This is a genomic window from Streptomyces sp. NPDC026377, from assembly GCF_055567715.1.
This window is the reverse complement of the sequence record NZ_JBVHPV010000012.1, coordinates 64,925-88,190: the sequence shown is the minus strand read 5'-3', so window position 1 is coordinate 88,190 and position 23,266 is coordinate 64,925. Positions and strand designations below refer to the sequence as shown.

The following is a 23,266-nucleotide window of genomic DNA, read 5'->3' as shown; positions in this document are numbered from 1 at the left end:
TTCCAACTGCGCGCCGAGGGTGAGGGGTTGGCCCCTACTGTGAGTGGCCGACGATCAACGCGGGCCCTCATGGAACGAGCGGGGGCCCGGGACCACGATCTCTGGGACCCCACGTACCGAGGACGCAGATGTCTCATCTTCGCGCACCCGCCGCGCGGTCCGACCGCCGCGAGGGCGGGCGGCACGGACGTACGGCACACCGGGCGACCCCCCCGGCCGCACCCGCGGGCGCCCCGGCGGGACGTCCGCCGAGCGGGCAGCGCCCGTCCACCGAGAGCCGGATACGGCCCCAGCTGCTGCGCAGCGCGGTGCTGCCCGCCGTGGCCGCCGTGCTCTGCGGCGCGGCCGCCGTCGTCGCCACCCTCCACTCCACCCACGCCCACCCCTCGCGGACGCTCTGGGCCGCGCTCGCGGGCATGGCGCTGCTCGCCCTCGCGGCCGTGGCGGCCGCCGCCGTGGGCGCCGACCGGGCCGCCAGGACCGTGCTCGCACGCGCCAACGGACTGCGCCGGAGCAGTGCCCGCTCGGCCGCCGACCTGCGTACGGTGGTCGACGGACTGCGCCGCGGCGAGGGCCCGCCCGCCCGCCGCGCGCCCGCCCAACTGCCGCCGGACGCGGACGATTTCGCCCTCCTCGCGCACGAGCTGACCCGCTCCCACGAGGCGGCCGTCGCCGCCGTGGTGCAGGCGTCCCAGCTCTCCAGCAGCGTCGGCAACGAACAGAAGGTCGAGGTCTTCGTCAACCTCGCCCGCCGCCTCCAGTCCCTGGTGCACCGCGAGATCCAGCTCCTGGACGAGCTGGAGAACGAGGTCGAGGACCCCGAGCTGCTCAAGGGCCTCTTCCACGTCGACCACCTCGCCACCCGCATCCGCCGGCACGCGGAGAACCTCGCCGTCCTCGGCGGCGCCATCGCCCGCCGCCAGTGGTCCCACCCGGTGACCATGACCGAGGTGCTGCGCTCCTCGATCGCCGAGGTCGAGCAGTACCCCCGGGTCAAGCTGGTGCCGCCGATCGACGGCACCCTGCGCGGCCACGCGGTCGCCGACGTCATCCACCTGCTCGCCGAACTCGTCGAGAACGCCACCGTGTTCTCCGCCCCGCACACCCAGGTGCTGCTCCGTGCCCAGCTGGTGACCGCCGGGCTCGCCGTCGAGGTCGAGGACCGGGGGCTGGGCATGCCGGTCACCGAGCAGAACAAGATGAACGCGCTGCTCTCCGACCCCGATCAGGTGAATGTCGCCCACCTCCTCCAGGACGGCCGGATCGGCCTGTTCGTGGTCTCGGCGCTGGCCCGCAGGCACGGCATCGCGGTCCGACTCCAGACCAACATCTACGGCGGCGTCCAGGCCGTACTGGTGCTTCCGCGCGGCCTGCTCGGCGCCGACTCCGAGGCCCCCAAGGAGGGGCAGACGAACGAGCGGCAGCCGCTGCCCGAGCCCGCCCGCACCCCCCTCCCGGCCCCGTCCCAGCCCCCCGCGGTCCCCCCGCGCACCCCCCCGCCCGCCCCGGTCGCGGCCCCCATGACCGCGCCCGCGCCCCGCGCGCCCGAGCACGGCGACCCGCTGCTGCCGCCCCGCCCGCAGCACGGCGAGACCGTGTCGACCCGGGGCAGCGGACCGCTTCCGGTGCGCGCCGCCCACGAGGAGCGGCCCAACCCGGCCGCCGCCGTCCCCGGCGCCCACCGGGGCACGGGTGAGACCGCGGCGCCTCCCATACCCCCGGCGAACGGTACGGTGCGCGGCGCGGGCCGCCCGGACCTGCCTCGGCGGCGCAGCCAGGAGCACCTCGTCCCGCAGCTGCGCGACGCTCCGGCCGCCCGCAAGGAGGAGGAGCACGCGGTGCACGACCCGGGGCTGATGGCGGCGTTCCAGCGGGGCATCGGCCTCGCCGAGTCGCAGCCCGCCCCGCACGACCTCACCGCCGTACCGCAGCCGCACCCGCCCCACCCCGCCCAGTCGTTACAGCACCCGGCAGAAACTGACGCCGAACACTCCAAGGAGTAGATGCACCATGGCGAGCGATGCGCCGACCGGACACGTCTCGGACCTCGACTGGCTGCTCAGCGGACTGGTCCAGCGGGTGCCCTACACACGCAACGCGGTCCTGCTCTCCTCCGACGGGCTGGTGAAGTCCGTGCACGGTCTCGACGTCGACAGCGCCGACCACATGGCGGCCCTCGCCTCCGGGCTCTACTCGCTGGGCCGCAGCGCGGGCGCGCGTTTCGGTGACGGCGGTGAGGTCCGCCAGGTGGTGGTGGAACTCGACTCCACGCTGCTCTTCGTCTCCACGGCCGGCTCGGGCACCTGTCTCGCCGTGCTCGCCGGGCGCGAGGCGGACGCCGCGGTGCTCGGATACGAGATGGCGATGCTGGTCAAAAGCGTACGGCCCTACCTTGTGACGCCGGCCCGGCAAGGCGCCGGTACGCCGAGCGGCACGAGGCGCTGAGCGTGCCGGCCCCGCAGGACGGCCCATGGCTCGACGACGCGGCCGGGCGGCTGATCCGGCCGTACACCGTCAGCAACGGCCGCACCCGGCCGACCGCCACGCTGGACCTGCTCTCCCAGGTGATGGCGACCGGGCAGCCGCCCCAGACGCCGCTGGGGCCCGAGCACTCGCAGGCGCTCGGGCTCTGCGAGGGGCCCACCTCGGTGGCGGAGATCGCGGCCCATCTGCGGCTGCCCGCCGTCGTCACCAAGGTGCTGCTGTCCGACCTGGTGGACTGCGGAGCGGTGACGGCCCGCGCGCCCCGCTTCCACCACACCCCGACCGACCGTTCTCTGCTGGAGGCAGTGCTCGATGGCCTACGACGACGGCTCTGACGTCAGCCCCGCCGTGGATCTCTTCCCCACCGCGCTGAAGATCCTCGTCGCCGGCGGCTTCGGGGTCGGCAAGACGACCTTCGTGGGCGCGGTCAGCGAGATCGAACCGCTCTCCACCGAGGAGCTGCTCACCACGGTCAGCGTGGCGCACGACAGCCTCGAAGGGGTGGAGTCCAAGACCACCACGACGGTCGCCATGGACTTCGGGCGCATCACGCTCGACGAGCGGCATGTGCTGTACCTGTTCGGCACGCCCGGGCAGGAGCGGTTCTGGTTCATGTGGGACGAGCTCTCCGAGGGCGCGCTCGGCGCGGTGATCCTCGCCGACACCCGGCGCCTGGAGGACTGCTTCTCCGCCGTGGACTTCTTCGAGCGGCGCGGGATCGGCTTCCTCGTCGCGGTCAACGAGTTCGACGGTGCCTACCGCTACAGCCCGGACGAGGTCCGCTCCGCCATAGACCTCAAGCCGGAGGTTCCCGTCGTGCTGTGCGACGCCCGTATCGGCAGCTCCGGGATCGGGACCCTGGTCACCCTGGTCCAGCACCTGCTGTCCATCTTTCCGGCCGCCACCAGCCATGGAGCCCACACATGACGTACGACCCCACCGGCCATCTGCTGCTCACCCCGGTCGACCGGGAGGCGCCCGTCCGCGTCCAGCGGCTGCGCCAGCTAGGTATCGGGGAGCATGCCGACCCGGCCTTCGACGAGTTCGCGCACAAACTCGCGGAGGTCACCGGGGCGCCCTATTCGATGGTCAACTTCATCGACGAGCACCAGCAGTTCTTCGCCGGGCTGCACACCCCCGAGGGGGCCCACGCGGGCACCGATCTGAACGCGGTGGCCGCGTCCGGCGGAGTGAGCCGGTTCATGGCCCGCGACCACGGCTACTGCCCGCACGTCGTGGTGCGCCGCAAGGCCCTGGTCCTGGAGGACGTCTGCGACTACCCGAGGTTCGCGGGCAACCCGGTGGTCGACGAGATCGGCATCCGCTCCTATCTGGGCGCGCCGCTGATCGACCGCACCGGTATCGCGCTCGGCACGATCTGCGTCGTGGACACCGAGCCCCGGCCGTGGGGCCGGGCCGGTCTTGAGACGATCAAGTCGATGGCGGCCGAGCTGATCGAGCAGATCCACCACCGGGAGGACGGCGGCTTCTGACCGCCGCCCCCGTCGTCCGCGCGGTCAGTGGGCCGCCGCGAACTCGTCCGTGCGTACGACGTCGGAGAGCCGCTGGGACCACTGGCCCTTCGCCGTGCCCAGCGCCACCTCCGCCAGCCGCAGCAGCTGGACGTCCGTGGTGCCGGCCGGGGCGAAGATGTGGTGCGCGTCGCGCAGATACCGCTCGATGGGGCAGTCGGTGAAGAGACCGGCCGCCGCGTGGATCTCCATGGCGCCGCGGGCCGAGTCGAGCGTGGACTCGACGTTGACCACCTTGGCGTTCATCAGCTCGGCGTCGCAGGGCAGGCCCTGGTCGAGCAGATGCACCGCGTGGTACGCGGCGAGCCGGGCCGTCATCAGCCGGGACTGGAGCTGGCCCAGCTTGATCTTGATGTTGGGCAGTTCGTACAGCGGTTTTCCGTAGCGGACGCGCTCCGCGCAGAACCTGCTGGTCTCCTCCAGGATCGCCCGGTGGATGCCCAGCGACACGGCCGTCAGATTGGCCCGGCCGTACAGGACGCTGGAGGAGTAGGCCACGGCGAGCCCGTCGCCCTCCACGCCCAGGCGGCTCTCCACCGGCACCCGGCAGTTGTCGAAGCGGAGCTCCCCGAAGCTGAAGCCGTGCAGGCCCATCGTGTCGCGCTCGGGACCGAGGGAGAACCCGGGCCGGTCGGACTCCACGAGGAAGGCGGTCAGCCCCCGCGAGCCGGGGCCGGTGCGGACGACCACGCCGTGCACATCCCCGACATGGCTGTTCCCCACGTACACCTTGCGGCCGTTGAGGACATAGCTGTCGCCGTCGCGGACCGCGCTCGCCGTCATTCCGAGCACATGCCCGCCGGACTCGGGCTCGGTGACCGCGATGGTGGGCAGGCAGTCACCGGCGGCGATCGCGGGCAGCCAGTGCTTCTTCTGCTCCTCGCTGCCGAAGTGGACTATCTTGGCCACCCCCAGCTGGGAGGCCTGCGCCATCGCGCCCATGGCGCCGCTGACCCGGGACAGTTCCTCGATGATGATCGTCTTCCCGAGGTGTCCGACTCCCATCCCTCCGTACGACGGGCTGACGGTGGCCCCTATCCAGCCCTGCCGGGCGATGAGGCGAGACAGGTCGTACTGGACGGAGCGCGCCGCCTCCATCGCCGCTATCCGGGGCCGGATCTCGTGTTCCGCGAACTGCCGTACACGCTCCCGTAGTTGATGGTGCGGGCGGCTGCTGAAGTATCCGTCCAAGGCGAGCCCTCCTCCGCGAAACGCCTGCTCGTCACGGTGTCCGAGCAGGTGGTGCATCGGCAGTGGTCCCCGTCCCGAAGAGGCCGACTCCCTCATGCTGTTGATCATTCGGTGGCGCTACAACGTGCTTGTCAACTTTGGCTGAAACTCAGCGCGTTGACGTTTGACTACTGGTGTGTTCTGTGAGGTTGGCCTCCCCGGTTCCACTCGGTTGGCATTCCCCGGTCTCGACTTCCTGCCACATGCCAACGGCAAAGGTTTCGTGGGCATACGGCACTGAGGGACAGGTTCTGGTCCCGGACGGGCGCGGAAATGGCATCGAGGAACCCCCGGGAGGGCGCGGGAAGGCCGCGCGCGAAGGCGTGAGGGGGCCCTTCGGCCATCCGCCGCAAGGCCCGCGCCTGTGCGAACCTGATCGCTTCACCCGGCGGCCGTCGGGCAGAGCCGTGGACCGGCGCCTTGGGGTGGGAGCCGGCGGAGATGGCGCGAAAGCGTTGTCGCAGGCGCGCGCTCCGGCGCGCGGCACCGGGTCGGGCGCCGATGCCGTCACCGGGCACCGGACTACCCTCTTGAAGGGCCATCCCGCCCGCACCTCAGGGAAGTTGACCATGACCGACCTCCGTATCGGCGTCCTCGGCTACGGCCTGCGCGGCAGCCTCGCCCGCGTCGCCCACCGCCCCGGCCGCGGCTCCGTCGTCACCGCGCTCGCCGACCCCGACCAGCGGGCCCGCGAGAAGGCGGCCGGTGCCTTCCCCGACGCCGCCCTGACCGGCGACCACCGCAAGGTCGTCGAGGACCCCGACATCGACGCCCTGCTCGTCCTCACCCCCGACCACACCCACGCCGACCTCGCCTGCGCGGCCCTGCGCACCGGCAAGTCCGTCCTGGTGGAGAAGCCCCTGGACATCTCGGTCGAGCGCTGCGACACGATCCTGCGGACGGCCTACGAGACCGGGTCGCGGCTGTACGTCGGCCACAACATGCGCCACATGCCGGTGGTCCGCCTGATGCGCGACCTCGTCGAGCGCGGGACGATCGGGGCGGTCAAGACGGTGTGGATCCGCCATTTCGTCGGCTACGGCGGCGACTGGTACTTCAAGGACTGGCACGCCGAGCGCGCCCGCACCACCGGTCTGCTGCTCCAGAAGGCCGCCCACGACATCGACGTGCTGCACTGGCTGGCCGGCGGCTACGCGCGCGACGTCCAGGCGATGGGTGACCTCATGGTCTACGGGGACAACCCGCACCGCCGCGCGGCGGGGGAGCCCAAGGCGGACGACTGGTACACCAAGGACGGCCACTGGCCGCCGCACACCCAGCGGGCGCTCAACCCGGTGATCGACATCGAGGACGTCTCCCTGCTGAACATGCGTCTGGACAACGGTGTGCTCGCCGCCTACCAGCAGTGCCACTTCACTCCCGACTACTGGCGCAACTACACCGTCATCGGGGACGCGGGCCGCCTGGAGAACTTCGGCGACGGGCCGGGCAGCCGGGTCAAGGTGTGGAACGCCCGGCGCTCCCACTTCCGGGACGAGCCCGACGAGATCCACGAGGTGCCGCGTGCCCGGGACGACTCGGGGCACGGCGGGGCGGACCCGCTGCTGATGGACGAGTTCCTGCGGTTCGCCCGCGAGGGCGGCCCCACCGACACCTCGCCGGTCGCCGCGCGGATGGCGGTGGCGGCGGGCTACGAGGCGACCATGTCCCTGCGCGACGGCGGCGCGCCCCGCCGGGTGGAGCCGCCGTCCCCGGATCTCGTGGCGTATTTCGCGGGCGGCCAGCGGCGCGGGACCCCGGCGCCGGACCCGAAGGCCGAAAGCGGTTCGTGACCACCGGTCGAAGTGCGGTATTGTTCTCGTGCACGTTCGGCCCGGGGAAACCCCAGGTCAGACGGGCATCGGGACGTGGCGCAGCTTGGTAGCGCACTTGACTGGGGGTCAAGGGGTCGCAGGTTCAAATCCTGTCGTCCCGACCAGCGTTTTCGCAGGTCGGAAGCCGTCTTCTCCATCGGAGAAGGCGGCTTTCCGTGTGTTTTCACCCCGTTCGCGGTCCCCTCCCGCCGCCGCCACCCCGGGGCAGGGCCCTGTCCGGCCCGGGCCCGCCACGAGATATCTTGATGTCGAGCAATGTTGCATACGTGGAGTGGAGCACCCGGTGACTGACTCGACCATCATCTACACCCACACTGACGAGGCGCCCGCGCTGGCGACGTACTCGTTCCTGCCTGTGGTCCAGGCGTATGCCTCGACGGCCGGGGTCACTGTGGAGACGCGGGACATCTCGCTGGCCGGGCGGATCATCGCCCTCTTCCCGGAGTACCTCCAGGAGGGGCAGCGCATCGACGACGCCCTCGCCGAGCTCGGCGAGCTGGCGAAGACGCCCGATGCCAACATCATCAAGCTGCCGAACATCTCGGCCTCGATCCCGCAGCTCAAGGCCGCCATCGCCGAGCTGCAGGCGCAGGGCTACGCGCTGCCGGCCTACCCGGACGACCCGCGGACCGACGAGGAGCGCGACATCCGCGCCCGCTACGACAAGGTCAAGGGCAGCGCCGTGAACCCGGTGCTGCGCGAGGGCAACTCCGACCGCCGCGCCCCCGCCTCGGTGAAGAACTACGCCAAGGCCCACCCGCACCGCATGGGCGCCTGGACCGCCGAGTCCAAGACGAACGTGGCGACGATGGGCGAGAACGACTTCCGCTCCACGGAGAAGTCCGCGGTCATGCCGGCCGACGGCACGCTGCGCATCGAGCTCAAGGGCGACGACGGCTCGACCACCGTGCTGCGCGAGTCGGTACCGGTCCTGGCCGGCGAGGTCGTCGACGCCTCGGTGATGCGCGTCGCCGCGCTGCGCGAGTTCCTGACCGCGCAGATCGCCCGTGCCAAGCAGGAGGACGTGCTGTTCTCCGTGCACCTCAAGGCCACGATGATGAAGGTCTCCGACCCGATCGTCTTCGGTCACGTCGTGCGCGCCTTCTTCCCGGGCACCTTCGCCAAGTACGGCGAGGCGCTCGCCGCCGCGGGCCTGACGCCCAACGACGGCCTGGGCGGCATCCTCGCGGGCCTCTCGGCCCTGCCGAACGGCGACGAGATCAAGGCCTCCTTCGACGCCGAGCTGGCCGAGGGCCCCGCGCTCGCCATGGTCGACTCCGACAAGGGCATCACCAACCTGCACGTGCCGTCCGACGTCATCGTGGACGCCTCCATGCCGGCCATGATCCGCACCTCCGGCCACATGTGGGGCCCGGACGGCCAGGAGGCCGACACCCTCGCGGTGCTCCCGGACTCCTCCTACTCCGGCGTCTACCAGGCCGTGATCGAGGACTGCCGCGCCCACGGCGCCTACGACCCGGCGACCATGGGCTCGGTGCCGAACGTCGGCCTCATGGCGCAGAAGGCCGAGGAGTACGGCAGCCACGACAAGACCTTCGAGATCGCCACCACCGGCACCGTCCGCCTGGTCGACCAGAACGGCGACGTGGTCCTGGAGCAGGCCGTCTCGGCCGGCGACATCTTCCGCGCCTGCCAGACCAAGGACGCGCCGATCAAGGACTGGGTGAAGCTCGCCGTCACCCGCGCCCGTGCCACCGGTGACCCGGCCGTCTTCTGGCTCGACGAGACCCGCGCCCACGACGCCAACCTGATCGCCAAGGTCCGGCAGTACCTGGGCGAGCACGACACCGACGGCCTGGACATCCGGATCCTCGCCCCGGTCGAGGCCACCAAGCTGTCGGTGGAGCGCATCCGCCGCGGCGAGAACACGATCTCCGTCACCGGCAACGTGCTGCGCGACTACCTCACCGACCTGTTCCCGATCCTGGAGCTGGGCACCAGCGCCAAGATGCTCTCGGTGGTCCCGCTGATGAACGGCGGCGGCCTCTTCGAGACGGGCGCCGGCGGCTCCGCGCCCAAGCACGTCCAGCAGCTGGTCAAGGAGAACTACCTGCGCTGGGACAGCCTGGGCGAGTTCCTGGCGCTCGCGGTCAGCTTCGAGCACCTGGCCACGACCAAGGGCAACGCGCGGGCCCAGGTCCTCGCCGACACGCTCGACCGCGCCACGGGTGCCTTCCTCAACGAGGACAAGTCCCCCAGCCGCAAGCTCGGCGGCATCGACAACCGCGGCAGCCACTTCTACCTGGCCCTGTACTGGGCCCAGGAGCTGGCCAAGCAGACCGACGACGCCCAGCTCGCGCAGGCCTTCGCGCCGCTGGCCAAGACGCTGGCCGAGCAGGAGGAGACCATCGTCTCCGAGCTGATCGCCGTCCAGGGCTCCCCGGCCGAGATCGGCGGCTACTACCAGCCCGACCCGGCGAAGGCGGCGGCGGTCATGCGTCCGTCGAAGACCTTCAACGAGGCCCTCGCGCTGCTGGCCTGACCGCCGGTGGCACCCCGACCGCCCCGACCGGCCACCACGCCCGGCCGGGGCGGTCCCCTTTTCCCGGGAGGGACAGGAGAGGACCGGACAGGACAGGACGTGCTGTCAGCGTACGGCGGCCGTCGCACGGCGTACGGCGGCGTGCTCCGGCGCGCGTTCGGATGGCCACACCACCGTCGCCGCCCCCGCCGCCCCCAGCGAGAGCACCCCCAGCACCCCGGCCGTCACCGGCACTCCGGCCCCCGCCGCCAGCCATCCCGCCAGCGGATACGTCAGCAGCCAGCAGCCGTGGGAGAGCGAGAACTGGGCGGCGAACGCGGCCGGCAGTTCGGCCGCGGGCGCGCAGCGCCGGATCAGCCGCCCGCCGGGGGTCAGCACCGCCGAACTCGCCGCGCCGATCGCCGCCCAGGTCGCCAGCATTCCCGCCCAGCTCCACCTCCCCGCCGGGGCCAGGGTGGTGAGCGCCACCGCTACCAGGACGCCCGGCAGGGCGTAGGCGGCCCGGAGCATCACCGCGCGGTCGCTCGCCCGGCCCAGCAGACGGGGCAGCCACAGGGCGGCGGCGATGGAGCCCGCGCCGTAGGCGCCGAGGGCCAGCGAGACCGCGCCCGCGGGCTCGTGGAAGTGGCCGCGCACCACGACCACCGTGTTGACGAACACCATCGCGCCCGCCGCCGCCACCGCGAGGTCGAGGGCGATCAGCGCTCGCAGCCGCGGCTCCGCCCAGAACAGTCGCGTCCCCGAGGCCGCCTTGGCGTACGCGCCGCCGGTGCGCGCCACCGGTGCCGGTCGGGGCAGCAAGGCCGACACCACCAGGGCCGCGGAGGCCAGGAAGCCCAGGGTCGTGCCCGCGAAGAGCCAGTGGTAGGAGACCGCCGTCAGCAGCAGGGCCGCGAGCGCGGGGCTCAGCAGGCTCTCCAGGTCGTAGGCGAGGCGGGACATGGACAGGGCGTGGGTGTAGTCGCGCTCGGCGGGCAGCACCTCGGGCACGGTCGCCTGGAAGACCGGTGTGAAGGCGGCCGAGGCCGCCTGGAGCAGGAAGATCAGGACGTACACCTGCCAGACCTGGGAGACGAACGGCAGCGTGAGGGCCACGCCCGCGCGGATCAGGTCGCTCGCCACGAGCAGGGCCCGGCGCGGGACGCGATGGGCGAAGGCGCCGACGAGCGGGGCGACGCCCACGTACGCCACCATCTTGATCGCCAGCGCGGTGCCGAGGACGGCCGAGGCGCGGCCGCCCGCCATGTCGTACGCGAGCAGGCCGAGCGCGACGGTGGCGAGGCCGGTGCCGAGGAGCGCGACGACCTGTGCGGTGAACAGGTGGCGGTAGGTGCGGTTGCGCAGTACGGACAGCATGGGACCGTCCCGGGGGCACGAGAAGGTGCGGGCACCACCATCGTAACCAATGCGTGCGTACTTATGCACATGTTGACCGGGTCCTCACCCCGGGGCGCGGGGGGCGGGCGGGTCAGTCGTGCGGTGGGAGGGCGCCGAGCTGGTGGTCGGCGACGTTCATGGCCTCGTCGACCAGGCGGCGCAGATGGCCGTGGCGCAGCGAGTAGACCACCCGCCGGCCGTCCTTGCGGGTCGCCACCAGACCGGCCAGACGCAGCTTGGCCAGGTGCTGGCTGACCGAGGGGCGGGCGGCCCCGCAGGCCTCGGTGAGGGTGGTGACATCGGCCTCGCCCGCGCCCAGCTCCTTGAGCAGGGCGAGCCGGGTGCGGTCCGCGAGCAGCGTCAGTACGGCGACCGCGACGTCCAGGCGCTCGTCCTCGCCGGTGGTGCGCGGGTGCGGGGAGTGCGCATCCGTCAGGTGCTTGCTCGCGCTCATGCGCCCATCGTAGAGGTCCGGTACGGGCTCGCCGGGTGGCCGGCCCGCACCGGTCCGCCGCTCAGCGACGGGCTCTCACCGGGTGGGGATCACGCCGCCGTCGACCCGGACGACCTGCCCGGTGATGTGGCGGGCGGCGGGCGAGGCGAGGAAGCGGACGACCGCCGCCATGTCCTCGGGCTGTCCGGCCCGGCCCAGCATGGTCTCCGCCACCCGGGCCTCGTGGAACTGCTCCGAGCGGCGGTCGCGGAAGAACTCCGTCTTGTCCACGTAGCCCGGCGCGACCACGTTGCAGGTCACCCCGCGCGGCCCGAGCTGGCGGGCGGCGAAGATGTTCCAGCTGTTCATGGCCGCCTTGGCGGCGCCGTACGAGCCCGCGCCCCGGTCGGCCGCGAAGGAGCTGATGTTGATCACGGCGCCGCCGGAGGCGAGCTGTTTGTCGACGGCGGCCGTGGTCAGCACGGCGCCCAGCAGGTTCGCCTCCAGGTTCGCCCGCCACCGTTCGGCCAGCGTGCGCAGATCGCCCGGGGGCGGGGCGTCGAACTCCCGGTTGCCGCCGGCGTTGTTGACCAGGACGTGCAGTACGTCGGGCAGCCGCTCGCGGAAGCCCTCCAGCTGCTCGGGGTCGGTGACGTCGCAGGCCAGCGCCGTCACCTGGCCCTCCAACTCCTCGGCGGCACGCAGCAGTACGTCCTCGCGGCGGCCGCTGATGACGACGTGGTCGCCGTCGGCGAGGAAGGCCGCGGCTATCGCCTTGCCGATGCCGGTGCCGCCGCCGGTCACCAGGACGGTTCGAGTCATCTCCACACACTCCAGGGGTCGTTGCAACGAGGTGGGGCGGGGTCGCGCGGGCGGCTCGCGGGCCGCGTCTCAGGCCGAGGTGCCGAAGGCCCGGGCCTCCATCAGGTCGTGGCTCAGATAGCCGTCGTGCGGACTGGTCCGGCCCGCCTGGTACGTGGGGATCGGGCCCAGCAGGACCTTGCGGATCGACCGCTCCCGCAGCGCCTCGCGCGCCAGCGGCTCGTCGCCGCCGAGGATGGTGAGGGCGAGGGTGTCCCGCAGCGGGCCGAACCCCTCCTCGCGCCGCCACGGCAGGATCCACACGCACGGGAACGAGAGCTCGATCCGGGCGCCGGGGTGGTCCGGGCGGTCGCAGAGCAGGACGGCGGGGCGCAGCGCGGCCGACCCGTCCCCGAGGTCCGCCACCGGCCCTTCGGGATACAGCGCGGCGGCCACGTCGACCGCCCCGTCGAGCCGCGCCGTCAGATGCTCCCGCAGCGCTCGGGCCTGCGCCAGCGGCAGCACCGGCACCTGCGCCTCGGGCGACTGGGGCGGCGCCGCGGTCAGCCGGGCGAGCCGCTCGGCCACGGCCGCGGCCAGCGCCGCCGGGTCGGCGTCGGTGAACACGGCGGTCGCGTTGGTGCAGCGCATCCCCGCGTCGTAGCCCACCGAGCGGCAGATCACGTCGACGGTCTGCTCGGTGATCTCCCCGGTGTGCAGCAGCTTGGAGCGGCCCGGGCCGCGCAGGATGACCCGGCGGTCCTCGCCGTAGCGCCGGGCCGCCGCGTCCCCGCCGAAGACCAGGCTCAGATCGGCCGCCTCCACCAGCGCGTCCCCGGTGGCGTGGCTGCCGGGCAGCAGGGAGAGGTAGTGCGGGGCGACGCCCGCGTCCAGGAGCGCGGCGATCATCCGGGCCGGGGTGAACGGATCGCGCGTCCCCGGCCGCACCACCAGCCGGTACCCGCAGGCCAGCGCGGTGAGCCACTGGGTGTGCGTCCCGGGGTTGTTGCTGGGCGCGATCACGGCGAGGACGTCGCCGCGCCGCGTCCACACCGTGGAGATCTCGCCGGGGACGGTCGCGGCCGCGATGCCGGCCGGGCGCTCGGCGAGGAACTTCGCCCCCACGTTCGCGAACGTCTCCGCGACGTCGTGCAGCGAGTGCCGGGCCACCGCGATGGGCACCCCCGCGACCCGGGACTGGAGTTCGCAGTAGGCCCGCGGGCTCAGCCCGCCCAGGGCCGCGCTCGCGAAGAGCTCGCCCGCCGCCGCGATGCGCTCTGGCTCCGGTGTCCGCTCGGCCCCGGCCCGCGCGTCCGCCACCGTCAGCCGGGCGAGCAGCGGCGGGGCGAGGTGGACCAGCGCCAGCGGGGTGCCGTCGACGCCCGCGAGTTCGGCGCGCTCGGCCGACTGCCGGGGCAGGCCCGCCCGGATCAGCGGTATCTCGTGCAGGTCCTTGGCCTCGGCCATCAGTACACCCCTTCGACCACGGAGGTGTCCGCCGACTCGTACGGGCGCACTCCGGAGAGCTCGATGCCGCCGAAGCCGTCGGCCGAGGCGCGGCGGGTCGCCAGGTCCCGCTCCAGGGTCGGCGGGGTGAAGTAGTCCCGGGTCAGCACGGTGATGACGACCCGGCCGTCCTCGTCGTCGCGGACGATCCGGTCGGGCCGGGCGGGGTCGACGAGTTCGACGACGGTGTACGGATAGAAGGGGCGGAAGACGCACGGCGCCGCGTCGCCGGGGCGCGGGGTGCGCTGGGGCGCCACGCCCATCATGGTGTTGCCGTACGCGCCGGCGAGCCTGGCCCGGGGGAACATCTCCTCGTCCAGCAGGCGCAGGGTCTCGCCGTCCATGCTGGTGCCGCCCCAGATGATGCCGCGCACGCTCTCGCGCAGCAGGGCGTACACGTCCTCGCGCGCGCTGATGGACTCCAGGATGCGCGGGGTGGTGGAGATGCCCCGGATGTCCTGGGTGCGCAGGACGTCCTTGACCTGGTCGAGGATGTGGTCGACATAGCGGCGGAACTCGCTCGGGCGTCCCTCGCCGACACAGCGGCGCACCCAGCGCGGGTCGAGGTCGACGAAGTAGCAGAGCATGCCGCGCAGTTCGGAGAGGGTGCCGATGTTCTTGGCCATGACGTGCGGTCCGGTGGGGCCGATGTGCAGCCAGTTGCCGTCGCCGGAGGGGAACCCCTGCTCGTCGAGCATCAGGCTCTGCCACTGGACGTTGCGGCGCCGCGAGGTGGCGTCCACGATCCGCTTGGGCGCGCCGGTGGCCCCGCCCGACTCGTAGATCCCGTACCGCGTGCCCGGCGCGCTGCCGCGCGGCACCAGCCGGTCGGCGGGTATCGCGCTCCAGTCGACCGGCACGTCCGCGAACAGGCGCAGGTCCGCCAGGCACTGGACGTCGGTGCGCGGATCGAAGGAGAAGCCCTTGGCGCGTTCGACCCAGTACGGGCTGCCGGTCAGCGGCGAGAAGTGCCACTCCATGGTCGCGCGGACGAGGTCGTCGATGTCGGGCAGCTGGTCAAGTGGGGGCTCGAACACGGAAGTGAAGTCGTCGGCCATCTCGGTTCGGTCCTGTCCGTTCTCAAGGGATCGGCGACCCGGCGTCTCGACACGCGGCGGGCGTAGAACAGGTGGCTGATTGTCAGAGGTGCTGATTGTTGGCAGTATGTTGAGTGCGGGAAGGGGCGTCAAGACTGCCCGCGCCGCCGGTGGGGAGTCGGCCGCGCGGAGGCGGCGCCCCGATCGGCCGGGGGGCCGGGCCCGGCCCCCCGGCCTCACCCCGCGGCCGCCGGCCCCGGGCGGGCCCGGGGCGCGGGCAGCGCCCCGGCGGGGCGGATGCCGTGGACCGCGAAGGCCGTCAGGAGCGCCCGGGTGAGCGCCGGGCGGCAGATCACCGCCAGGGGCGCGCGCCGGCCGGGCTCCGCCGGACCGGGCCGCTCCTCCTGCGGCGGGTGCAGCCTGCTCACCTGGAGCCCGGCCGCCCGCGCCACCCGGAACAGCGCCTCGTCGCCCCACTCCCAGGCGCCCGCGGTGTGGATGTAGGCGTCGGCCTCGCCCTGGACCACCGCCAGGACCTTGGCGCCGGGCGAGCCCATCGGGACCAGCTCGGCCCCGGTCTGGCGCACCACCGTACGGGCGAACGCGGCCGGATTGCGGGTGTCGACCACCACCCTGGGCCGCCGGCGGGGGACCGGCCGGGGACGGCGCCACCCCGCGTCCCGGTCCGCCGTGCACACCACCTCGCACAGCGCGGGGACCGCGACGGCCGCGGCCACCACTCCCCGCTCCCGCTCCCAGAGCGCCAGCTGCACCGACCAGTGCGGATCGCCGCCCGCGTGGTACTCCTCGGCCGAGTCCAGCGGCTCCACCAGCCACACCCGGCGTCTGCGCAGGGACTCCGGCGCCCGGTCGGCCGGGCCGGTGAGCATCCCGTCACGCGGATAGCGGGCGCGGATCCGGTTGCGCAGCAGCAGGCCGGACCAGGTCCGGCCGAGCTGCGCCATCTTGGCGCCGCCGGGGGCCAGGCCGTCCTCGTGCTGCATCCGCAGATCGAGGAGGAGCCGTCCGGCCGCGACCGCCGAGCGGGCGGCGAAGCCCGCGGCGAAGAAGTCGTCGGCGACGACCGTCCGCTCGGCGGCGCGCGGGGTCACGGACATCGGCTCAGCCCTCCGGGTCCGGCAGGAAGTGCTGGAGGTGGGCCTTGAGGAAGTCCGCGACCGGGCGCGGCTCGTGCCCGGTGAGCCGGCGCACGTCGTCGGTGACCGGCTCGCCCGCGCCCTGGCGGAACTGCCCGAAGAGCGCGTCCAGTTCGGCCTCCCACGGCCGGTGCTCCCGCGCCAGCCAGGCCGCGAGCTCCGCCCCGGCGAGCTCCCGCGCCGAGACCGGCGCCGACCTCAGCCCCGCCAGCACCTCGGCGAGCTCGGCGAAGGTGGGCGCGGCCGGGCCGGTCAGGGCGTAGGTGCAGCCCTCGTGCCCCGGCTCGGTCAGTACCCGCGCCGCGGCCTGCGCCACGTCGTGCTCGTCGACGACGCTCACCCCGCGCCCGCCCGCCGGGTCCACCAGCACCCCGCGCCGCCGCACCTCGGGCGCGTAGTGCCGGATCAGCTCCTGCATCGGGTAGCTGGGGGAGAGGATCGTGTACGGCAGGTCCCGCTTGGCCAGATACCGCTCGGTGATCCAGTGGTGGCGGGCCCCGGGCGCCGGGCTGTCCTCCCGTACCGCCGCCTGCCACGGAGACATCTTCACCAGCCGCGCGCCGACGTCGGCGGCGACGTCCACCGCGGCGCTCTGGCACTCCACGTCGCAGGCGGCCGAGAGGAACACACTCGCGCAGCCCTCGGCCGCCGCCCTGACCGGGTCCGGGTCCGAGAGGTCCCCGGCCACCACCCGCACGCCCGGCCCGGCCGGGACCCGCTCGGGGTCCCGCGCCAGGACGGCCACCTCCACCTCACGCTCCCGCAGCGCCCGGACCACCAGCTGCCCCAGTCCGCCCGCCGCGCCGATCACGAACACTGTCACGGCCGCAGGGCCCCTTCCGCACGTACGCGCTCGGTCGGCATCGGTCAGTGCTTGTGCTCGTGCTGGTGGCCGTGGTGGTGCTTGTGGCTCTGCGGGTGGTGGCCGTGGTCGCCGTGGCCCTCGGGCAGCACCCCGCCGTGCGCGGCCAGATGGCAGGCCGGGCAGACCATGCGGCCCCGGTGGTCGTGCAGCGTCTCCACGCTGGTGGGCTCACCGCAGTCCACACAGAGGTCGGTGCGGGCCAGGTGCTTGACGCCCGGCGCCGGGGTCTGCACCTTCTCGACCGCGAGGATCTCCTCGTCCGCCACGCTCAACAGCTTCGAGATCCGCTCGCCCTGGAGCCGGGCGAAGGCCGCCTCGTCCTCCAGGGTCGCGGTGCCGTCGTCGATCCGGCCGGCCAGCGCCCAGATCTCCTCGGTGCGGAAGACGATGCTGTCCGCCTTCGCCCGTATCCGCACCCCCTGGGAGCCGTCGCGCTCCCAGAGCGTGAAGACGTTGCGGCCCGCGTCCTGGTGGATCAGGTTGCGCTTGCCGTACGTACAGCCCGTGAGCACCTGGAGCGCGTCGACCGCGCACGCGTCGGTCTCGGAGACCAGGACCAGGGGCGTGCCCGGGTCCTTGAGGTCCAGCGAGGCGAGGGCGGCCTCGGCGACGCGGACGCCGAAGGCGGCGCCGGGGCACTCGTGGCCGTGGAAGCGGATGACGTCGTTGTATGCCTGGGTGCGATCCATGACGACCTCTTTACGGATGTACGGATGGGACGCGGAAGGGTTCGGTACGGCGCGGGGGACCGGGCGGTTCAGTCGCGGGCCGCGCGCATGCCGGGCAGCGGCGGGACGATGCGGACGGTCGCCTCGCGGTCGTTGTCGCCCTCGAAGAACGCCCGCAGCAGGGGCCGGTGCAGATCGACGACGGAGAGGATGAACGTCCACTGGCCCGACTCGGCTGCCAGCACCCGGTCCAGATGGGTGCAGGTGTCCCGCAGCGGATCGTGCGGCCACGGCACCCGGTGGGTGTGGTAGTTGCCGAACAGGATCCAGCCGGCGTCGTCGCAGGCGTCGTCGATGGCCATCAGCTCGCGCGGGTCGGCGATCCAGCCGCGCTGCTCCATCGGGGTCTCGGACGGGATGGCGTGCTCCTCGACCACCTCGTCCATCCGGGCCCGGTGGCCGCTGTCGTGGCGCATGTTGACGATGAGCGGGAAGACGGAGCCCACCTGGATGCCGCCCGGCACCGGACGGCCCGCGAGCATCCCGAACGCCTTGCGCTCCTCGGTCTCGCCCGCCAGGTAGTGGCCGGTGAACTTCCGTACGGCGTGGGCCACCAGGCTGGAGTAGAGCGGACGCGGGAAGACGATCTCGCGCGCCCGGGATATCTCCACGGTGCCGGACTCGGCCGGGGCGAGCGCGGCGCTCACCGCGCGTCGCCGCCTTCCGTGTGGAGCGCGGGCCGGGCCAGGACCTCGCGCGCCCCGGCCACCGCCCGGCCGGTCAGCGCCACCGACTGGCCCAGATAGGTCGCCGGGTCGAAGATCTCGTCGAGGGCGGCGGCGTCCAGCGGCGCGCCCGCGAGGCCGTCGCGGCCGGTCACCTCGCGCATGGACGTGCCGTTGTCCCGCGCGGCCTGCACGAGTTCGTACACGTACTCGTGGGCGGTCTGCTTCCCTATGTGCTTGCCGAGCGCGAGCATCAGCTTCTCGGTGGCGATCTGCTCGGCGACCGCGGCGACATTGGTCCGCAGCCGCTCCGGGCGCACCGCGAGGCCGCTCACCAGGTGCGTGACGATCTCGCACGCCGACAGCGCGTAGTGCGAGGCGTCGGGCACGCAGGCCCATTCGATGCGCAGCGCCCGCGAGTCGCGTTCGTGGTCGCCGCCCATGCAGGCCAGGGCGTTCGCCATCTGGGCCGCCGCGAGGCGGGCCATGACCACGGCCTGCTCGCAGGCCTCCGGGTTGCGCTTGTGCGGCATGGTGCTGCTGCCGACCTGGCCGTGCCGCCAGCCGATCTCCAGCTCGCCGAACTCGGGCCGGGACAGGACGCGCACCTCGTCGCCGATCCGGCCCATCGTCCCCGCCACCATCGCCAGCGTGGACACGAACTCCACGATCCGGTCCCGTGACACGTGCCAGCCGACCGCCGGAGCCGCCAGGCCGAGCCGGGCGGCGAACGCGTCCAGGAGCGGCAGCGCCCGGTCGCCGAACCCGGCCATGGTGCCGACTCCGCCGAAGAGCTGCGCCGCCAGCACCCGGGGCCGCAGCTGCTCGATGCGCTCCAGATGCCGGACGATCTCGTCCAGCCAGCTGGCGATCTTGATCCCGAAGCCCATCGGCAGGGCGGGCTGGGCGTGGGTGCGGCCCAGGGCCACGGTGGCGCCGTTGGTCTCGGCCAGCTCGGCGAGCCGGCCGGCGAGTCCCCGCAGCAGGTTCTCCATCTCGTCCAGGACGTCCCGCATCTCCAGGACCTGCGCGGTGTCCTGGATGTCCTGGGTGGTGGCGCCGTAGTGCACGTACTCACCCGCGCCGCCCTCGCAGGAGGCCTGGAAGACGCGGAGGAAGCCGACGAGGGAGTGGCTGGTGCGGCGGATCTCCGCCTGGATCGCGGCCAGGTCGAGCCGGTCCACGTCGGCGGCCTCCGCGATCATCCGGGCGGCCGCCGCCGGGATGATGCCCAGTTCGCCCTGGCTCAGGGCGAGCGCCGCCTCGACGTCGAGCCACCGTTGGTAGCGACATCGGTCACAGAAGATGCGGTGGCTGGCCTGGGTGCTGTACCGGTGCCCGTAGAAGCGCGAGTCGGTGATGTGGCTGCGTAAGTGGGCGCACTCGGTGGCCTCGGGGGCGGGGGCGGGACGGGTGGCCGGGGTCTCGGGCGAGGGTGCGGTGGTCATGACGGTCGCCTCTCGGACTTCTGCGGAGTACGGACGGAACGCCCCCGGCTGCCCCGCGGAGCGGGGCGGACCGGGCGGTACGGACTTGCGCCATACGGCTTCTCGCCGGGCGAGACGATCGCCGACGCGGCGATTCCGGCGGCCACCTGACGGGGGCTCACCCGCCGGTCGCGCGCTCCGCAGAGGATGTCCCCGACGAGCTCGCGCATCATCGCCCCGATGGTGTCGAGCACCTCGGGCGCCGTCGGTGTGGCGGGCGGGCCGAAGAGCGCCTCCATCGACGCCGAGCCGCCGATCCCGCCGATGAAGTCGGGGACGACCACGACCCCGCGGTCCAGGAGCAGCCGCTCGGCGGTGGGGCTCAGCCCGCAGTTGGCGCCCACGGCCACGATCGGCACCGGCAGCACCGCCGCGCGCTCGGCCGTGACCGCGTCCTCGCCGCCCGCGAGGACCAGGACGTCGGCGGGCAGCTCGAACAGGGCCTCGCGGGGCAGCCGCATCGGCTCGGCCAGCAGGCTCTGGACCGGGCGGCGCTGGTCGAGGGTGAGCATCCGGGCGATGTCCAGACCGCGCGGGTCGACCGCGCAGCCGTACTCGTCGGCGACGACCGTGATGCGGACGCCCGCCTCCAGCAGGGCGAGCGCGGCGGCCCGCCCCAGGTTGCCGAAGCCCTGGAGGGCGACGCTGACCCGGCTGTCGCGGTGGCCGGTGTGGGCGGTGGCGGCGAGCGCGGAGTGGGCGAGGGCCTGGCCCGCCCGGCGCTGGCCGAGGGTGAGCAGACCGACGCGGGTGTCGAGCAGCCCCATCCGGGCGCGGAACTCGCGGTCGGTGATCCGCTGCGCCCGCCGGACGGCGATCTTGGCGGAGCCGATCCCGAGCGCCCCGGCCATCCGGTCGAGCTCCTCGAACCGGGTGCCCATGTCGCACCCCATGCTGAAGCGGGTGCTCAGCTCCTCGGCCAGGAAGCCGACGAAGCGGCGCAGCACCTCCACGCGGTGCGGTCCGTGCGGGACGTAGGCGATGCCGCACTTGGCGCCGTCGACGTTGACCCCGAGCACGCGCTGCTTGAGCGTCATGCGTCCCGCGAGGGTCCGGAGGGTTTCGGCGGTGAGTCCGGCCTGCATACGGCACCCGCCCGCCGCGAGGCGGCAGTCGGTGGCGTCGTACACCAGGTAACCGGGGCAGTGCTCGACCGGATCGACATACTCGATGACGCTGACCATGGTTCCCCCGTAGGTCATGAAGATCGCGCGGATGAGGGCGCGCGGATTGAGCAAGATAGATTGTCTGCTACAGTGACAATCAGGTGCTCTGTCAGATCGGGAGCATGGCCGACCGGTGACTGGAGAGTCAAGGGCCCCGTTGCGCGGCCCTCATGATGGACCGTCACCACTGGAGGGTGAACCGAAAAAGTGGTGGCGAAGAGGGAACCGAACAGTGGGACACAGCCGTTGTTCCCAGGGTTGCAGGGCTGGCACGGGTTCCTTCTCCGCAAGGCCGGCCAGCGCTTCACCGAGCAGGCCGAGCAGGCCCTGGGTCACCTGGACATCACGCTGCGTCAGTTCGGCGTGCTGAACGTGGTGGACTCCGAGCCCGGGATCAACCAGCGGATGGTCGGCCAGACCCTGCGCATCGACCGCACGACCATCGTCGGGCTCGTCGACGACCTGGAGCGCAAGGATCTCCTGGAGCGCCGTCGCGGTTCCGACCGCAGGACCTTCGCGCTCTATCTGACCGACCGGGGCACCGTGTGTCTGCGGGATGCGGGAGACCTGATGGTCAAGGTCCATGAATCGTTCCTGCAGCCCCTGTCGGCGGCGGAGCGCGACGTACTGCGCGAACTGCTGCAGCGGCTCGCGGTCGCGGACGAGTCGACAGCTCTGTAGCGGTCGCGGGCCCTGCCGGATCGCCCGGCTCCCGTGCGGGCCGGCCGATGTGATCCTTCGTCGGCCCATTGCGGTGCGTCACTCTTGCGCATCGTGTGCAATTACGCCAGTCTGGCAATGCTCCCTTCGTCATGCCGCCCGTGCCGCCTCCAGCCCGCCGGGCCCCCGCGGACGGCGCCCGGAGCGGCCCCGCCCCCTGAGGGGGCCGGGGCGGCCGCCCACATCAAGGGGTTCGGGCCGACGGCCGGACGGCACCGGCAGACGGAAGTACCAGAGCATCTCAGTCCCGCGGGGGACACCGCGGTACGCCCGCGGCCCCGCGCCCCCCTACGCACCTCCTCCGCCGGTGGCCGGGAAGAGCATCACGACATGCGCGGAATCGATTCGCCGCGGGCTCGGGCGGCCGCTTCGGGATGGTGCGCGAACCCCGGCCGCAGCTCCGCCGTGTCGTAGGTGCGGTGGAAGACCTCGGTGGTCGCGCCGGACATCGGGGGCACGATCCAGGACCAGTCGGCGGGCACCGAACGCCCCTTGTGCTCCTCGCGCTCCAGATGGCGTAAGAAGCGCCGGGACTCGGTGTGGTGGTCGGCCATGGTCACACCGGCCCGGTCGAAGGAGTGCAGCACCGCCCGGTTGAGCTCGACCAGGGCCCGGTCCTTCCACAGCGAGCGGTCGTCCGCGGTGTCGAGACCCAGCCGTTCGGCGACGCGCGGCAGCAGGTCGTAGCGGTCGGTGTCGGCGAGGTTGCGGGCGCCGATCTCGGTGCCCATGTACCAGCCGTTGAACGGCGCCGCCGGATAGTGGATGCCGCCGATCTCCAGGCACATCCCGGAGATCGCGGGCACGGCGTGCCAGCGCAGCCCCCACGCGCGGCCCCAGTCGTCCTCGGGGTGGTCGAGGGGCACTTCGAGGACCGCGTCGGCGGGCAGCTCGAAGGTCCGCGGCTTGTCGTCGACGCCCTCGACGATCAGCGGCAGTACGTCGAAGGCGGTGCGCGGCCCGCCCGGCCAGCCCAGGCGCAGCGCCAGGTCCGTGAGCCCGGTGTTGCGCGGGTCGCCCAGGACGCGGCCGTCGGGGGTGCGGTAGCCCGCGTACCGGATGAGCTGCTCGTTCCAGATGCGCGGCGCCGGGCGGCCCGGCGCCTCGGGGGCGAAGACGGTGATCAGGGGCCGGATCCGGCCGCCGTTGGTGGCCTCGCGCAGATGTCCGGCGCACGCCGCGGCGATCGGTTCGGCGTCGGTGAGGTGGCGCAGGTCGCGCACCCGCAGCGAACGCCAGTACAGGCGCCCTATGCAGCGGTTGCTGTTGCGCCAGGCCACCCGGGCGCCGAACTCCAGCTCCTCGGTGGTGTGCCGGTAGGTCCCGGTGGCCCGGATCTCGTCGCGTATCTCCGCGAGCCGGCGCTCCGGCGTGCCGGACGCGGGCTCCTCCGCGCGGTGCAGACGGACGAACTCGGCGGCCTCCCCCCACAGCGCCGCCTCGGCCGGGCCCGGGCCGCCGCTCGCGGGGTGCCTCGGCCTGGCGAGGAATTTCCGTATCACGCGCACCTCCGGGCCCAACGACGATCGGTGGGCCGATGATGCCCGCGAACCGTGGGCGCAGGGCGGCCGTTGCGGAGCAGTGATGGGCAATGGCGTGTTCGGATCGCGCGATGACTGTTTTTGATCGGGCCCAGGCCCAAGTGCGGGGGACCGGGGGCACCCCCGTGACCCCCGGTCCCTGCCGACCCCCCGGCCCCCAGGGGCCTGCCCCCATGGTGGCAAGGGCCGCATGTGCTCG

The 23,266-nt window shown here is 73.0% G+C and carries 21 protein-coding genes and 1 tRNA gene; 9 read left to right on the top strand and 13 right to left on the bottom strand.

Features of this window, described 5'->3' with window-relative positions; all coding sequences use genetic code 11:
- Window positions 1-128: 128 nt before the first annotated feature.
- The 5 genes from ACZ4MU_RS23965 to ACZ4MU_RS23945 are packed head-to-tail and all read left to right on the top strand — an operon-like array spanning window position 129 to window position 3,977.
- Window positions 129-2,003 carry a sensor histidine kinase gene (locus ACZ4MU_RS23965; RefSeq protein WP_467880038.1) on the top strand — a complete coding sequence of 625 codons (1,875 nt, stop codon included), beginning with the start codon at window positions 129-131 and terminating at the stop codon, window positions 2,001-2,003.
- A 7-nt stretch (window positions 2,004-2,010) separates the two neighbouring features.
- Entirely contained in the window at window positions 2,011-2,445 is a 435-nt protein-coding gene (locus ACZ4MU_RS23960) for a roadblock/LC7 domain-containing protein (RefSeq protein ID WP_067166122.1), read from the top strand.
- A gap of 2 nt (window positions 2,446-2,447) precedes the next feature.
- The gene (locus ACZ4MU_RS23955) at window positions 2,448-2,819 is read left to right on the top strand and encodes a DUF742 domain-containing protein (protein ID WP_467880035.1); all 372 of its coding nucleotides are present in this window, start codon (window positions 2,448-2,450) and stop codon (window positions 2,817-2,819) included.
- Complete coding sequence (locus ACZ4MU_RS23950) at window positions 2,797-3,411, top strand: GTP-binding protein (RefSeq protein WP_467880032.1); 615 nt, start codon at window positions 2,797-2,799, stop codon at window positions 3,409-3,411. Before ACZ4MU_RS23955 ends, ACZ4MU_RS23950 begins: the two co-directional genes overlap by 23 nt.
- On the top strand, window positions 3,408-3,977 hold the full coding sequence (locus ACZ4MU_RS23945; RefSeq protein WP_467880029.1) for a GAF domain-containing protein: 570 nt from the start codon (window positions 3,408-3,410) through the stop codon (window positions 3,975-3,977). The genes ACZ4MU_RS23950 and ACZ4MU_RS23945 overlap by 4 nt, the downstream gene beginning before the upstream one ends.
- A gap of 24 nt (window positions 3,978-4,001) precedes the next feature.
- Here ACZ4MU_RS23945 and ACZ4MU_RS23940 read toward each other — a convergent pair whose 3' ends face one another.
- Window positions 4,002-5,207 (bottom strand): acyl-CoA dehydrogenase family protein, encoded by a 1,206-nt coding sequence (locus ACZ4MU_RS23940; RefSeq protein WP_467880026.1) that lies wholly within the window; start codon window positions 5,205-5,207, stop codon window positions 4,002-4,004.
- Between the two features lie 608 nt (window positions 5,208-5,815).
- On the opposite strand from ACZ4MU_RS23940, the gene ACZ4MU_RS23935 reads away from it, so the two are divergent.
- From ACZ4MU_RS23935 to ACZ4MU_RS23925, 3 genes are all read left to right on the top strand, one after another.
- Window positions 5,816-7,039 (top strand): Gfo/Idh/MocA family protein, encoded by a 1,224-nt coding sequence (locus ACZ4MU_RS23935; RefSeq protein WP_467880023.1) that lies wholly within the window; start codon window positions 5,816-5,818, stop codon window positions 7,037-7,039.
- 69 nt (window positions 7,040-7,108) lie between these two features.
- Window positions 7,109-7,185: transfer RNA gene (locus tag ACZ4MU_RS23930), tRNA-Pro, on the top strand.
- Window positions 7,186-7,364: 179 nt separating this feature from the next.
- Entirely contained in the window at window positions 7,365-9,584 is a 2,220-nt protein-coding gene (locus ACZ4MU_RS23925; protein WP_467880020.1) for an NADP-dependent isocitrate dehydrogenase, read from the top strand.
- 105 nt (window positions 9,585-9,689) lie between these two features.
- On the opposite strand, the gene ACZ4MU_RS23920 is transcribed toward ACZ4MU_RS23925, so the two are convergent.
- The 11 genes from ACZ4MU_RS23920 to ACZ4MU_RS23870 form a co-directional block, all read right to left on the bottom strand.
- Window positions 9,690-10,940, bottom strand: a complete 1,251-nt coding sequence (locus ACZ4MU_RS23920; protein WP_467880017.1) for an MFS transporter — start codon at window positions 10,938-10,940, stop codon at window positions 9,690-9,692.
- A 112-nt stretch (window positions 10,941-11,052) separates the two neighbouring features.
- The gene (locus ACZ4MU_RS23915; RefSeq protein WP_467880013.1) at window positions 11,053-11,415 is read right to left on the bottom strand and encodes an ArsR/SmtB family transcription factor; all 363 of its coding nucleotides are present in this window, start codon (window positions 11,413-11,415) and stop codon (window positions 11,053-11,055) included.
- A gap of 75 nt (window positions 11,416-11,490) precedes the next feature.
- Complete coding sequence (locus ACZ4MU_RS23910) at window positions 11,491-12,216, bottom strand: SDR family NAD(P)-dependent oxidoreductase (RefSeq protein WP_467880011.1); 726 nt, start codon at window positions 12,214-12,216, stop codon at window positions 11,491-11,493.
- Window positions 12,217-12,285: 69 nt separating this feature from the next.
- A complete protein-coding gene (locus tag ACZ4MU_RS23905) occupies window positions 12,286-13,662 on the bottom strand; it encodes an aldehyde dehydrogenase family protein (protein ID WP_467880008.1) in 1,377 nt (458 codons plus the stop codon).
- Window positions 13,662-14,759 carry a phenazine biosynthesis protein gene (locus tag ACZ4MU_RS23900; RefSeq protein WP_467880005.1) on the bottom strand — a complete coding sequence of 366 codons (1,098 nt, stop codon included), beginning with the start codon at window positions 14,757-14,759 and terminating at the stop codon, window positions 13,662-13,664. Before ACZ4MU_RS23900 ends, ACZ4MU_RS23905 begins: the two co-directional genes overlap by 1 nt.
- A gap of 215 nt (window positions 14,760-14,974) precedes the next feature.
- Entirely contained in the window at window positions 14,975-15,856 is an 882-nt protein-coding gene (locus ACZ4MU_RS23895; RefSeq protein WP_467880002.1) for an inositol monophosphatase family protein, read from the bottom strand.
- Window positions 15,857-15,860: 4 nt separating this feature from the next.
- On the bottom strand, window positions 15,861-16,718 hold the full coding sequence (locus ACZ4MU_RS23890; RefSeq protein WP_467880000.1) for an NAD(P)H-binding protein: 858 nt from the start codon (window positions 16,716-16,718) through the stop codon (window positions 15,861-15,863).
- Window positions 16,719-16,762: 44 nt separating this feature from the next.
- Window positions 16,763-17,449: an FmdE family protein gene (locus tag ACZ4MU_RS23885; RefSeq protein ID WP_467879997.1), complete on the bottom strand. Its 687-nt coding sequence runs from the start codon at window positions 17,447-17,449 to the stop codon at window positions 16,763-16,765.
- Between the two features lie 68 nt (window positions 17,450-17,517).
- Entirely contained in the window at window positions 17,518-18,135 is a 618-nt protein-coding gene (locus ACZ4MU_RS23880) for an MPN domain-containing protein (RefSeq protein ID WP_467879995.1), read from the bottom strand.
- A complete protein-coding gene (locus ACZ4MU_RS23875; RefSeq protein WP_467879993.1) occupies window positions 18,132-19,601 on the bottom strand; it encodes a class-II fumarase/aspartase family protein in 1,470 nt (489 codons plus the stop codon). The genes ACZ4MU_RS23880 and ACZ4MU_RS23875 overlap by 4 nt, the downstream gene beginning before the upstream one ends.
- Window positions 19,598-20,878, bottom strand: a complete 1,281-nt coding sequence (locus tag ACZ4MU_RS23870; RefSeq protein WP_467879991.1) for a Glu/Leu/Phe/Val dehydrogenase dimerization domain-containing protein — start codon at window positions 20,876-20,878, stop codon at window positions 19,598-19,600. The genes ACZ4MU_RS23875 and ACZ4MU_RS23870 overlap by 4 nt, the downstream gene beginning before the upstream one ends.
- 174 nt (window positions 20,879-21,052) lie before the next feature.
- Between ACZ4MU_RS23870 and ACZ4MU_RS23865 the strand changes: the two genes are divergently transcribed.
- Window positions 21,053-21,487 (top strand): MarR family winged helix-turn-helix transcriptional regulator, encoded by a 435-nt coding sequence (locus ACZ4MU_RS23865; protein WP_467879989.1) that lies wholly within the window; start codon window positions 21,053-21,055, stop codon window positions 21,485-21,487.
- Between the two features lie 362 nt (window positions 21,488-21,849).
- Here the strand turns inward: ACZ4MU_RS23865 and ACZ4MU_RS23860 are convergent, their stop codons facing one another.
- The gene (locus tag ACZ4MU_RS23860; RefSeq protein WP_467880431.1) at window positions 21,850-23,025 is read right to left on the bottom strand and encodes a nitric oxide synthase oxygenase; all 1,176 of its coding nucleotides are present in this window, start codon (window positions 23,023-23,025) and stop codon (window positions 21,850-21,852) included.
- Between the last annotated feature and the right edge of the window lie 241 nt (window positions 23,026-23,266).